Raw genomic sequence first — 12,444 nt, forward strand, 5'->3', positions numbered from 1 at the left:
GTCCGGGCCTTCTCTTTCAAGGAACGCATCCGGATCACTTCATGAAGAAAACATTGGTAGTTATTGGCGGGCTGGTCGTAGTTGGCGCAGCCTGTACTTCGATCGCCTGGTACACCGGCAAGCAGTTGCCCGAAGTACTCGAGACGTCGTTGGCACAGTCCAACCAGCAACTGGCGGCGGCGCTGAGCGGAAGTGGCAGCGGCAAGATCGAGTTGCTGTCCCTGGAGTCCGGAGTGTTCAGCAGCGAGGCGCGCTACCGCCTGACCCTCGACGGTGCCGAGGGCGAGCATGTCCAGCTGGACTTCCAGGATCACCTGGAGCACGGGCCATTCCCATGGTCTCGGGTCAAGCGCCTGCAATTGGCACCGGTGATGGCTGCCAGCAACTACGTGCTGGAGAAAACCGACGACACCGCGCCCTGGTTTGCCGTGACCGGCGAGCAGGTACCGTTGCAGGGCAGCATGAGCATCGGCTATGGCGGGGCCATTCGCAGTGAGCTGCAACTGGCGCCCTTCGAAGCCAGTGGCGAAGACGATTTCTCTTTCTCCTTTTCCGGCCTGACCCTGCATATGGATTCGGCGCTGGAAGGCGGCGGCCTGCGCCTGCAAGGCGAGCTGGGCCGGGTGGCGCTGATGACGGGCGGTGAGTCGCCGGTGAGTGCCACGATCAAGGGCATTGCCCTGTCCACCGACTTGACCATGAGCAGCTACGGCTACTTCGTCGGCTCGATGAACCTGGATGTGGCGGAAAGCAACCTGTCGTTCGGCGCCAACCAGTCGCTGCACTTTGGCAAGTTCGAGCAGCGGGATGTCTACCGCATCGAGGACACCGGCCTGTCGTTGAAACAGGCGGCCAACCTGGCGGATATCAGTTTCTCCGGCAATCCCATTGGCAGCCTGCGCTTCGCCTGGGGTGTCGAGCGGCTGAGCCCGGAGGCGGTGGGTAGCCTGGTGAAATGGTACGAGCAGAACCTGCCGCAGCTGCAAAGCATGGCCCTGGGCCTGACCCCCGACACTGGCGCCATGCTGCTTGACGATCCGCAAGTGCAGGCGCCGCTGCGGCAACTGCTGGCGGGCGGTCCGCGTATCACCTTGCAGGAACTGGCGTTCAAGACGGCCAATGGTGAAAGCCGTTTCGACCTCGATCTCGATCTTTCCGGCAAGGGGCTGGAAGGCGTCGCGCTGGAGCAGGCTTTCGCCCAGTCGGTGAAGTCGTTGCAGACCAACCTGAAGATCTCCAAGCCGATGATCGGTGACCTGGCCGCGCTGCGCGCCAAGCTCGAAGGTCTGGACGCCGAGCAGGTGCGCCAGGCGTCGGCTTCCGGCGAGATGGTCGGGATGATCGCTGCGCAGAGCCAGATGGCGCAGGTCAAGGGCGATGACATTGTGCTGCAACTCGGCTATGCCGATGGCCAGGTGGATTTCAACGGCCAGAAGATGAGCGTCGAGCAGTTCGCGGCGCTGGTGCAGCAGCGTACCGCCGGTTTCAGCGGCGCAGCGCAGTAAGCGTGTGGCAATAACGTAGTGCTGACGGGCGGCGTGTCGAGCGTCGCCCGCCAGTTTGAAGGGGTAAAAAACTCTTTAGAATTCATTCGATTGTCTGTAGCCTTCGGCCACTCATAAAACCGAGGTCGCAGCGGACTTTTGCCGCCCGTGCAATGGCCGAGCTGTTACCCGATTTGTCCGTGCCCGATGATACTCTCGACTTACGCGCATCAGCGCCTGCAGGTCTTGCGAACATGACGCAGATTTCCGAACGCCTTCTGGTCCAGGCCCACCTGGACGCCAAGCAGCCCAAGCCCCTGACCCCTGAACAAGAGGCCGAATACCGCGCCGCCATCGCCGCCGAGCTCAAGGCGCAGGATGCGGTGCTGGTTGCCCACTACTATTGCGACCCGGTGATCCAGGCCCTGGCCGAGGAAACCGGCGGTTGCGTGGCCGACTCCCTGGAGATGGCCCGCTTCGGCAAGAACCACCCGGCCAAGACCGTGCTGGTGGCGGGGGTACGCTTCATGGGCGAGACCGCGAAGATCCTCACCCCGGAAAAGCGCGTGCTGATGCCGACCCTCGACGCCACCTGCTCCCTCGACCTGGGTTGCCCGGTGGACGAGTTCTCGGCCTTCTGCGACCAGCATCCCGAGCGCACCGTGGTGGTCTACGCCAACACCTCGGCGGCGGTGAAAGCCCGTGCCGACTGGGTGGTGACCTCGAGCTGCGCACTGGAAATCGTCGAAAGCCTGATGGACAACGGCGAGACCATCATCTGGGGGCCGGACCAGCACCTGGGTCGCTACATCCAGAAGCAGACCGGTGCCGACATGCTGATGTGGGACGGTGCCTGCATCGTTCACGAAGAGTTCAAGTCGCGGCAACTGGCTGATATCAAGGCGCTGTACCCGGATGCCGCGATCCTGGTGCACCCGGAATCGCCGGAGGCGGTGATCGAACTGGCCGACGCGGTAGGTTCCACCAGCCAGTTGATCGCAGCAGCGCAGCGCATGCCGAACAAGCGCTTCGTGGTCGCCACCGACCGCGGCATCTTCTACAAGATGCAGCAGCTGTGCCCGGACAAGGAATTCATCGAAGCCCCGACCGCCGGCAATGGCGCCACCTGCCGCAGCTGCGCGCATTGTCCGTGGATGGCGATGAATACTCTGGAGCGCACCCTGCAGTGCCTGCGTGAGGGGACCAACGAGATCTTCGTCGAGCCGGCCCTGGTGCCGCAGGCGATCAAGCCGTTGCAGCGCATGCTGGACTTCACCGCGGCAGCGCGCTTGAAGTTGTCGGGTAACGCCTGAAACGAAGAAGGGGCCGTCAAACGGCCCCTTCTTCGTTTCAGCGCATCATGTCCTTGACCATCCGCTGCTGCTCCAGCATGTCCCGCTGGCGTGCGTCGATCCGCGAGGCGAGCTGGAAGTTGTTGCCGGCCCGCCGCTTGGCGTAATCCAGCTGCTGCAGGCCCTGGTCGAAGTCGCCGGTCAGGGCGAAGAACTCGGCGCGGGCCTGGTGCAGGCCGATGGTATTGCCGGACAGCCCGCGCGCTTCGGCCAGGTCGTACCAGACATCCGGATCGTCGCTGCGCTCCTTGACCAGCGCTTCCAGCGCCTTCTCCGCTTCGGCCGGTTTGTTCTGCTTGAGCAGCAGGTCGGCGGCCACCTGTTTCAACGGATAGTTGCCGGGATAGAGCTGGCGCATGCGGTCGACCCGTTGCTGGGCATCGGCCAGGCGGTTGTTGGTGATGTCCAGGTCGATCTGGGTCAGGTTGTAGGTGATGTCGTTGGGCGCCTTGGCCAGCAGTGGCTTGAGGTTTTCCCGGGCTTCATTGAGCTGGCCGCCCTTGATCTGGGCCAGGGCCAGGCCGTAGCGTGCAGCGTCGAGCTTCGGGTTTTCGTCCAGTTGCGCGCGGAAACGCTTGGCCGCCAGGCCCGGCGTGCCTTCATAGAAGAGCTGCACCCGGGCGCGCATCAGTTGATAGCGCGCACTGTCCTCGATACCTCCCGCCGGCGCCTGTTCCGCGCGGTTGCGGGTGTCGGCGATACGGTTTTCGGTAACCGGGTGGGTCAGCAGGAATTCCGGCGGCTTGGCGTCGAAACGGTACTGGCGCATCAGGCGCTCGAACATGGTCGGCATGTTGCGTGGGTCGTAGCCGGCCTTTTCCAGGTTGAGGATGCCGATGCGGTCGGCTTCCTGCTCGTTCTGCCGGGAGAAGCGCCGCTGCTCCTGAATGGCCGCAGCCTGGGTCCCGGCGATGGCGGCGATGCCGGCGTCACCGGCACCCGAAGCGGCGACCACGATACCGGCCAGCAGCGCCGCCATCATCGGTAGTTGCATGCGTTGCTGGGCTTCGACGCCGCGGGCGAAGTGGCGTTGCGACAAGTGCGCCAGTTCGTGGGCCAGGACCGAGGCGTATTCGCCTTCGGTCTGGGCATTGAGGAACAGACCACCGTTGACCCCGACGATCCCGCCGGGGGCAGCGAAGGCGTTGAGTTCAGGGCTGTTGATCAAGATGAATTCGAGGCGACGGTCTTGCAGCTGGCTGGTTTCGGCAAGCTTGTAGACGCTGGTTTCGACGTAATCCTTGAGCTGTGGGTCGGACAACTGGCTGACGTTGCCGCGCAGCAGGCTCAGCCAGGCGCGGCCGAGCTGGTGTTCCTGTTGCGGGGAAACGATGGCCGAGCTGGCGTCGCCGAGTGACGGCAGGTCGTCGGCATGGCTCGGAAGCGCCAGCAGGCAGGCCAGTGTCAGCAGGGTAGGGCGCAGAAAAGTCATGCACGGAGCTCTGGTCGACAAAAAGCCTTACTGTAGCCGCCTGGCACGGTTGCGACCAGTGGCGCAATTCTGCGAGGCTTGCCGGCTCGCCCGGCTTGTTTCGATCAAGCCGTCCGCTTTGTCTGGAGTGTTGCAATGACCGCTATCCCCAACCCCGATGCCGAACTGGATGCCAGCGGCCTGAACTGCCCGCTGCCGTTGCTCAAGGCCAAGATGGAGCTGAATCGCCTGGATTCCGGGGCGGTGCTCAAGGTCATCGCCACCGACGCTGGCTCGCAGCGCGACTTCCGCACTTTCGCCAAGCTTGCCGGTCATACGCTGCTGCACGAAACCGCCGAAGGCGGAACCTACACCTATTGGCTGAAAAAGGCCTGAGCTCTTTCCTTTCCGGGTACCCCTGATGTTCAAAGTCCTTCGCAGCTGGCTGCACCGCTATTTCTCCGATGAGGAAGCCGTGGTGCTGGCGGTGCTGCTGTTTCTCGGTTTCACCGCGGTCCTCACCCTGGGCGGCATGCTCGCGCCGGTGCTGGCGGGGATGGTCCTGGCGTTCCTGATGCAGGGCCTGGTCAATGCCCTCGAGCGTTTCAAGGTACCGAGCAAGGTCGCGGTGGGGCTGGTCTTCACCCTGTTCATGGGGGCGCTGGGGGTGTTCCTGCTGGTGCTGATGCCGCTGCTCTGGCACCAGTTGATCACCCTGTTCAACGAACTGCCGGGAATGCTCGGCAAATGGCAGTCGTTGCTGCTGCTGTTGCCGGAGCGCTATCCGCACCTGGTGTCCGATGACCAGGTGCTGCAGGCGATCGAAGCGATGCGTGGCGAGATCGGCAAGTTCGGTCAATGGGCGCTGACTTTCTCCCTGTCCAGCCTGCCGCTTCTGGTCAACATCATGATCTACCTGGTGCTGGTGCCGATCCTGGTGTTCTTCTTCCTCAAGGACCGCGAGACCATCGCCCGCTGGGTCAGCGGCTATCTGCCGCAGGAGCGCGCGTTGATGACCCGGGTCGCCGAGGAAATGAACCGGCAGATTGCCAACTACATCCGTGGCAAGGGCATCGAGATCCTGATCTGCGGCGTGGCCACCTACATCGCCTTCGTCGCCCTGGGCCTGAACTACGCGGCCTTGCTGGCGCTGCTGGTCGGGCTGTCGGTGGTGGTGCCCTACGTGGGCGCGGTGGTGGTGACGGTGCCGGTGACCCTGATTGCGCTGTTCCAGTGGGGCTGGGGCGATCAGTTCATCTACCTGATGGCGGTCTACGCGATCATCCAGGCACTGGATGGCAACGTGCTGGTGCCGCTGCTGTTTTCGGAGGCGGTAAGCCTGCACCCGGTGGCGATCATCTGCGCGGTGCTGCTGTTCGGCGGACTGTGGGGGTTCTGGGGGATCTTCTTCGCCATTCCGCTGGCGACGCTGTTCAAGGCGGTGCTGGACGCTTGGCCGAGGCGGGAGCCGGCGGTGGCGCCGCTACTCTGAAATGAAAACGGGGCATGTCGATCATGCCCCGTTTCCGTTTATGCCTTGTTCAGCTCTTGGGCTGCGGCCAGTACCGCGTCCACATGGCCCGGGACCTTCACCCCGCGCCATTCCTTGCGCAGCACGCCGTCCTTGTCGATCAGGAAGGTGCTGCGATCGACGCCCAGGTATTCCTTGCCGTACAGCTTCTTCAGCTTGATCACGTCGAACAGCTGGCAAAGGCTTTCGTCCTTGTCGCTGATCAGTTCGAAGGGGAAGCCCTGCTTGGCCTTGAAATTCTCGTGGGACTTGATGCCATCACGGGATACACCGAACACCTCGGTGCCGGCGGCCTGGAAGGCGGCGTACTGGTCGCGGAAATCGCCGCCTTCGGTGGTGCAGCCCGGGGTGCTGTCTTTCGGATAGAAATACAGCACGACCTGGCGGCCCTTGAGGTCGGCGAGGCTGACCTGCTGGCCGCTGGTGGCCTGGACATGGAAGTCAGCGACGGGTTTATCGAGTTCGACGGCCATGAAGAGCGCTCCTTACTTACATCGGGTTCTGTGGACGCCACGGCTCGATCAGGGCGTCCAGGTTGAGCGCGTCGGCGAAGTCCAGGAACTGGTCGCGCAACCAGCTGATCTGGGTGCCGGCGGGCAGCGTGACGGTAAAGGTGGCGTTGAGCATGGTGCCGCCGGTCTGCGGTGCCTGGTAGGTGTCGCAGGTCAGGTTCTCCAGCTCGACGCGGTGGTCGATGAAGAACTGGCACAGCTCGTTGATGATGTCCGGACGGTAGGCCGCGCTGACGTAGGCGACATAAGGCAGCGACAGCGGGCGCACTTCCAGCTCGCTGCTGCGCACCACGTTGACGATGAAGCCGTGTTTCTTGGCCAGGCTCGGCAGGGCACCTTCGAAGCGTGCCAGGGCATCCCAGTTGCCGCTGATCTGCAGGATCAGGGCGCTGCATTCGCCGTGGCGGGTCAGGCGGGAGGTCACCACCGCGCAACGGCTGTCGTTGCTGGCGCGGCAGAGGATGTTGGTCAGTTCCATCGGGCTCGGGCCCAAGGCGCTGACGACAAGGAATTGTTCGCGGACGGTGGGGGTGGACATAGCATTCCTAAAGCGATGAGCGGTCGGTACCTGACGCGGTGAAAGGCGGGTTCGCGTGCTCCAGGGGCGCTGGATCGAGGGGCGGACACTGCCGGAACGCACGGTTGGCAGCCCGGCGGGCCGCTGTGTACCGATCAAAGGACGAAGGGTAGCGAAAATGGCCGCGAAGGGGAATGCTCCAAGCGCCCGCGTCGCTTGTGCAAGGCCGATGGCGCCAGTACCATTACCGCTCTCTTTTTCCGGCAGGAGCAGCTTCATGATTGCGGGCAGTATGGTGGCATTGGTCACACCCATGGATGCACAAGGGCGTCTGGACTGGGACAGCCTCAGCAAACTCGTGGACTTCCACCTGCAGAACGGTACCCATGCCATCGTCGCCGTCGGCACCACCGGCGAGTCGGCAACCCTCGATGTCGAAGAGCACATCCAGGTCATCGAGTTCGTGGTCAAGCAGGTCGCGGGCCGTATCCCGGTCATCGCCGGCACTGGCGCCAACTCCACCAGCGAAGCCGTTCACCTGACCCAGAATGCCAAGAAGGCCGGTGCCGATGCCTGCCTGCTGGTCGTGCCGTACTACAACAAGCCAACCCAGGAAGGCCTGTACCAGCACTTCAAGCACATCGCCGAGGCGGTGGACATCCCGCAGATCCTCTACAACGTGCCGGGCCGCACCTCCTGCGACATGCTCGCCGAGACCGTGATCCGCCTGTCCACCGTGCCGAACATCATCGGCATCAAGGAAGCCACCGGCGACCTGGCCCGCGCCAAGGCCATCCTCGACGGCGTGAGCGATGACTTCATCGTCATGTCCGGCGACGATCCGACCGCAGTCGAGCTGATCCTGCTCGGCGGCAAGGGCAACATCTCCGTCACCGCCAACGTCGCCCCGCGCGAAATGGCCGACCTGTGCGAGGCCGCCCTGCGTGGCGATGCCGAAACCGCCCGGGCCATCAACGAAAAACTCATGCCGCTGCACAAGAACCTGTTCATCGAGGCCAACCCGATTCCGGTGAAGTGGGCCCTGAATGAAATGGGTCTGATGGATAACGGCATTCGCCTGCCGCTGACCTGGCTGAGCCCATCCTGTCATGACACGCTGCGCCAGGCCATGCGCCAGTGCGGCGTACTGGTTTAATTGAGGACGTACTCCGCATGAAGCGATTGGCTGGTCTTTCCGCTCTCGCCCTGATCATTTCCAGCACCAGCGGTTGCGCCTGGTTGTGGGGCGAAGACGGGTATTTCCGTGACCGTGGCAGCGACTACCTGGAGGCGACCCAGAAGCCTCCGATGCAGCTGCCGCCCGATGCGAGCAACGTCAAGCGTCTCGACCCGCTGTTGCCGATCCCGCGCAATGTCGCGGACGACAACGTCAAGGGCGAGTTCGAGGTTCCCCGTCCGCTGCCCCTGGCGGCTACCGCCGATGTCAGCGATTTCAGCCTGCAGAAGAGCGGCGCTGCCCGTTGGGTCCTGGCCCAGCGTTCGCCGGCCGAAGTCTGGCCAGTGGCCCGGCAGTTCTTCGAGGACAACGGTTTCCGCATCGCCGAAGAGCGCCCGCAAACTGGTGAATTCAACACCACCTGGCAGCGTTTCGACGAGCTTTCCGCGTCCATGGCCGAGCGCCTCGGCGGCGCGGCCAGCAGCCGCGACAGCGAGATCCGTGCCCGCGTACGCATCGAGCCTGGCGTGCAGCGCAACACCAGCGAGGTCTACGTAGTGACCGTCGAGCGTGCTGCCGGCAGCACTGCCGAGCAGGACTTCCCGGCCCGTTCCAGCAACACTGGCGTCGATGCCGTGCTGGTCGACGAAATGCTCGCCAGCATGACCCGCAGCGCCGAGAAGGGCGGTTCGGTGTCCCTGCTCGCGGCCCGCGATTTCGACGCACCGAGCCGGGTCAGCCTGAGCGAGGACGGCAGCGGTAACCCGGTGCTGAACCTCGGTGCCGATCTCGATCGTGCCTGGTCCAGCGTCGGTCGTGCCCTGGAGCACGGCGAATGGCGCGTTGAAGACATCAACCGCAGCCTAGGCCTGTACTACATCAACCTGGCCGAGAAAGCCGAGCCGAAGAGCGAGCCTGGATTCTTCAGCCGCATGTTCGGCAGCGAGCCGAGCAAGGAAGAGATCGAAGCCCGTGCCGAGCGCTATCAGGTTCGCCTGAGCAAGGTGGGTGACAGCGTCCAGGTCACCGTCGAGAAGAACATCAATACCGTGGCCCCGGCTGACGTGGCCCGTCGCGTGCTGAGCGTCATCCAGGACAACCTGGGTTAAGTGCGCTTCGCGGTTCTCGGAAGCGGCAGCCAGGGAAATGGCACGCTGATCAGCAGTGGCGATACGCGAGTGCTGGTCGATTGTGGCTTTTCCCTGCGCGAAACCGAGCGGCGCCTGGCGCGGCTCGGCGTCACGGCAGATACCCTGAGCGCCGTGCTGGTGACCCACGAACATGCCGACCACGTGCATGGGGTGGGCTTGCTGGCACGGCGCTACAATGTTCCGGTGTACCTGAGTCGAGGCACCTTGCGCGGTCTGCGCAAGCCGCTGGAGGCGAGCGGTTTTCTCGCGGCGAACGATACCTTCGTGGTGGGTGACCTGAGCATCCGCGCGGTGGGAGTGACCCACGATGCGCTGGAGCCCTTGCAGTACGTGTTCAGCGACGGCCGTCGACGCCTCGGTGTACTGACCGACCTGGGCTGCTACGACTCGACGCTGCTGGAGCACTACCGGGGCCTGGACGCCCTGATGATCGAAGCCAACCACTGCCGCGATATGCTGGGGCGCGGGCATTACCCGATGTTTCTCAAGCAGCGGGTAGGCGGCGATTACGGACATTTGAACAACCACCAGGCCGCGAGCCTGGTGGCGGAGCTGGGATGGGAACAGTTGCAGCACCTGGTGCTGGCCCATCTCAGCAGCAAGAACAACCTGCCACAGCTGGCCCGGCAATGTTTTGTCGATACCCTCGGGTGCGACCCGGACTGGCTGCAAGTGGCCAACCAGGATTGTGGGCTCGACTGGCGCGAAATCGTCTAGCCCCTCTCATTTAGCAAGCGGAGCCCATCATGGAAAAACGTGAAGAACTCTACCGCGGCAAAGCCAAGTCGGTTTACAAGACCGACGACGCCGACCGTTTGATCCTGCTGTTCCGTAACGACACCTCGGCCTTCGACGGCAAGCGTATCGAACAGCTCGACCGCAAGGGCATGGTGAACAACAAGTTCAACGCCTTCATCATGCAGAAACTGGAAGAAGCCGGTATTCCGACCCAGTTCGACAAGCTGCTGGGCGACAACGAATGCCTGGTCAAGAAGCTCGACATGATTCCGGTCGAATGCGTGGTGCGCAACTACGCCGCCGGTAGCCTGGTCAAGCGCCTGGGCGTCGAGGAAGGCATCAAGCTGGAGCCATCGACCTTCGAACTGTTTCTGAAGAACGACGAGAAGGGCGATCCGTTCATCAATGAATCCCACGTGGTTGCCTTCGGCTGGGGTACCGCCGAGCAACTGGTCAAGATGAAAGCGCTGTCGCTGAAGGTCAACGAAGTACTGACCAAGCTGTTCGACGACGCTGGCCTGCTGCTGGTCGACTTCAAGCTGGAGTTCGGCGTATTCCACGGCGAAATCGTCCTCGGTGACGAGTTCAGCCCGGACGGTTGCCGCCTGTGGGACAAGGAAACCCGCAAGAAGATGGACAAGGACCGCTTCCGCCAGGGCCTCGGTGATGTCATCGAAGCCTACGAAGAAGTCGCCAAACGCCTGGGCGTGCCGCTGTAATCCGGCACGTTCGCGCAAGCATCTGAAAGCACGCGATTTTTTTCATCAAAAGGCTTCGCCTTTGGGAAAAGTGCTGGTATGATGCGCGCCACTGGAGAGATGCCGGAGTGGCCGAACGGGACGGATTCGAAATCCGTTGTACCTTCGCGGGTACCTAGGGTTCAAATCCCTATCTCTCCGCCATACAAGCCAAAGCCCCTGAAATTGCAAAGTTTCAGGGGCTTTGTCGTTTCAGGGACTTTATAAGCCTGAGCATTGCAGGAGTCGCCATCACCTCTATAAGATTGCGACTCTTTCTCATTTGCTTCAGGTCCCTTTCCCGTGCCTGCCTCCAACACCAATAAACTGGGCTTCTTCTTCAGCGACCATCACCGTTGGCTGTTGCAGCATGTACGGCGACACCTGAGCAATCGCGCGGATGCGGAAGACACCGCAGCGGAAACCTTCTGCCAGCTCCTGAGCGCTCGCGTCGATCCAGAGAGCATCGAACAACCGCGCGCCTACCTTTCCACCATCGCCCGTCGCCTGATCTTCGATCGCCATCGTCGTCGCCGCCTGGAACAGGCCTATCTGGAGCGCCTGATGCTGCTGCCGGAAGAGCTGGCACCCTCGCCGGAAGACACTCACCTGCTGCTGGAAGCCCTGCATGCCATCGACCGAACCTTGTCCGGGTTGCCGCTGATCGTGAAAAAGGCCTTTTTGATGAGCCAGCTTGATGGCCTCAGCTATGCGGAAATCGGCCGTCGTCTGAATGTCTGCCAGCGCACCGTCGGTCGCTACATGACCCAGGCCCTGCGCGAGTGCTACCTGAGCGGAGCGCAGCCATGAGCCGTCGTGCGCTGGATCCGGTTGCGGAGGAGGCGATCGCCTGGATGGTGCGTTTGCGCTCGGGGCATGACGACGCCAAACAGCAGGCGCATTTTCAGACGTGGCTGAGCCAGAGCCCGGCCAATGCCGCCGCCTGGGAGCAGTTGCAGCGCGGGCTCGGCAGGCACTACGAGGTTGCCCGTCGTGCACCTGGCGTGCTGCGTGACACCCTGCTGCAACCGGAAGCCGGCCGCCGCGATGTGCTGCGGGGCATGGTCGGTCTGGGTTTGCTCGGTGGCGGGCTATGGTTGGGCGGGCGCAGCGAGAGCGGCCGCACGCTCCTGGCCGACCTGCGCACCGGTACCGGCGAGCGCCGCAACCTGTCGTTGCGTGATGGCAGCCGCCTGATGCTGAATGCCGACAGCGCGGTGGATTGCGACTTCTCCGCCGAACGTCGGCTGCTACGTCTGTACCGCGGCGCGCTGGTGGTCCAGGTGGCTGCAGACCCGGGGCGGCCGTTTATCGTGCGCAGTGATCAGGGCGATATTCGTGCCCTGGGCACGCGTTTCCTGGTCGAGCAACTGGCGGGCAGCACCCGGGTGGTCGTGCTGGAACACGCCGTACGCACCTCGTTGCCCACCGGTGAAACCAGGGACCTGACCGAGGGCCAGGCGGTGATGCTGTACCCGCAACGCATCGAGCCGCTGCCATCCGGCCAGGCCTATCGCGCCGATTGGATCGACGGCCGCCTGAGCATCATCGACGAATCCCTGGCGACCCTGATCGACGCTTTGCGTCCCTACCGCTCCGGGTTTATCCGGGTCAGCCCGCAGGTCCGCGACTTGCGTGTGCAGGGCGTATTCCCGCTGGACGACAGCGACCGCACCCTGGCCGCCCTGGCGGAAACCCTGCCGATCCGGGTCAAGCACTACGGGCCCTGGCTGACCCTGATCGAAGCGCCTTGAAAATGATGCAAGAAAAAATCTTTCTCATTCGTGTCCGGTTTTTTCCGCTCGTTGCACCTCTCTCCTGACAACGCCAACAC

The 12,444-nt window shown here is 63.2% G+C and carries 13 protein-coding genes and 1 tRNA gene; 11 read left to right on the forward strand and 3 right to left on the reverse strand.

Annotation, left to right across the window (positions count from 1 at the left end; translation table 11 throughout):
- The first annotated feature begins 41 nt into the window (after positions 1 to 41).
- A complete protein-coding gene (locus tag ACODSK_RS05825) occupies positions 42 to 1,505 on the forward strand; it encodes a YdgA family protein (RefSeq protein ID WP_489014535.1) in 1,464 nt (487 codons plus the stop codon).
- Between the two features lie 233 nt (positions 1,506 to 1,738).
- A complete protein-coding gene (gene nadA, locus ACODSK_RS05830; RefSeq protein WP_489014537.1) occupies positions 1,739 to 2,797 on the forward strand; it encodes a quinolinate synthase NadA in 1,059 nt (352 codons plus the stop codon).
- A 37-nt stretch (positions 2,798 to 2,834) separates the two neighbouring features.
- On the opposite strand, the gene ACODSK_RS05835 is transcribed toward nadA, so the two are convergent.
- Positions 2,835 to 4,268, reverse strand: coding sequence for a M48 family metalloprotease (locus ACODSK_RS05835; RefSeq protein ID WP_489014539.1), 1,434 nt, complete (start codon positions 4,266 to 4,268; stop codon positions 2,835 to 2,837).
- A gap of 135 nt (positions 4,269 to 4,403) precedes the next feature.
- On the opposite strand from ACODSK_RS05835, the gene ACODSK_RS05840 reads away from it, so the two are divergent.
- The gene (locus tag ACODSK_RS05840; RefSeq protein ID WP_489014540.1) at positions 4,404 to 4,643 is read left to right on the forward strand and encodes a sulfurtransferase TusA family protein; all 240 of its coding nucleotides are present in this window, start codon (positions 4,404 to 4,406) and stop codon (positions 4,641 to 4,643) included.
- A 25-nt stretch (positions 4,644 to 4,668) separates the two neighbouring features.
- Positions 4,669 to 5,739 (forward strand): AI-2E family transporter, encoded by a 1,071-nt coding sequence (locus tag ACODSK_RS05845; RefSeq protein ID WP_489014541.1) that lies wholly within the window; start codon positions 4,669 to 4,671, stop codon positions 5,737 to 5,739.
- A gap of 38 nt (positions 5,740 to 5,777) precedes the next feature.
- Here ACODSK_RS05845 and ACODSK_RS05850 read toward each other — a convergent pair whose 3' ends face one another.
- Both ACODSK_RS05850 and ACODSK_RS05855 read right to left on the reverse strand, forming a co-directional pair.
- Complete coding sequence (locus ACODSK_RS05850) at positions 5,778 to 6,251, reverse strand: peroxiredoxin (protein ID WP_489014542.1); 474 nt, start codon at positions 6,249 to 6,251, stop codon at positions 5,778 to 5,780.
- A 16-nt stretch (positions 6,252 to 6,267) separates the two neighbouring features.
- On the reverse strand, positions 6,268 to 6,828 hold the full coding sequence (locus ACODSK_RS05855; protein WP_489014543.1) for a glycine cleavage system transcriptional repressor: 561 nt from the start codon (positions 6,826 to 6,828) through the stop codon (positions 6,268 to 6,270).
- A gap of 256 nt (positions 6,829 to 7,084) precedes the next feature.
- Here ACODSK_RS05855 and dapA point away from each other — a divergent pair, with 256 nt between their 5' ends.
- The 7 genes from dapA (at position 7,085) to ACODSK_RS05890 (ending at position 12,364) form a co-directional block, all read left to right on the forward strand.
- Positions 7,085 to 7,963 carry a 4-hydroxy-tetrahydrodipicolinate synthase gene (dapA, locus tag ACODSK_RS05860; RefSeq protein WP_489014544.1) on the forward strand — a complete coding sequence of 293 codons (879 nt, stop codon included), beginning with the start codon at positions 7,085 to 7,087 and terminating at the stop codon, positions 7,961 to 7,963.
- A gap of 17 nt (positions 7,964 to 7,980) precedes the next feature.
- Positions 7,981 to 9,093, forward strand: coding sequence for an NlpB/DapX family lipoprotein (gene bamC, locus ACODSK_RS05865; protein ID WP_489014546.1), 1,113 nt, complete (start codon positions 7,981 to 7,983; stop codon positions 9,091 to 9,093).
- The gene (locus ACODSK_RS05870) at positions 9,094 to 9,852 is read left to right on the forward strand and encodes an MBL fold metallo-hydrolase (protein WP_489014547.1); all 759 of its coding nucleotides are present in this window, start codon (positions 9,094 to 9,096) and stop codon (positions 9,850 to 9,852) included. It abuts the gene before it with no gap.
- A gap of 29 nt (positions 9,853 to 9,881) precedes the next feature.
- The gene (purC, locus tag ACODSK_RS05875; protein WP_458978575.1) at positions 9,882 to 10,592 is read left to right on the forward strand and encodes a phosphoribosylaminoimidazolesuccinocarboxamide synthase; all 711 of its coding nucleotides are present in this window, start codon (positions 9,882 to 9,884) and stop codon (positions 10,590 to 10,592) included.
- A gap of 93 nt (positions 10,593 to 10,685) precedes the next feature.
- Positions 10,686 to 10,775: transfer RNA gene (locus ACODSK_RS05880), tRNA-Ser, on the forward strand.
- A 138-nt stretch (positions 10,776 to 10,913) separates the two neighbouring features.
- Positions 10,914 to 11,420 (forward strand): sigma-70 family RNA polymerase sigma factor, encoded by a 507-nt coding sequence (locus ACODSK_RS05885; protein ID WP_489014548.1) that lies wholly within the window; start codon positions 10,914 to 10,916, stop codon positions 11,418 to 11,420.
- Positions 11,417 to 12,364, forward strand: coding sequence for a FecR domain-containing protein (locus tag ACODSK_RS05890; protein WP_489014550.1), 948 nt, complete (start codon positions 11,417 to 11,419; stop codon positions 12,362 to 12,364). Before ACODSK_RS05885 ends, ACODSK_RS05890 begins: the two co-directional genes overlap by 4 nt.
- Positions 12,365 to 12,444 lie beyond the last annotated feature (80 nt).

The organism is Pseudomonas sp. FG98 (assembly GCF_057808595.1).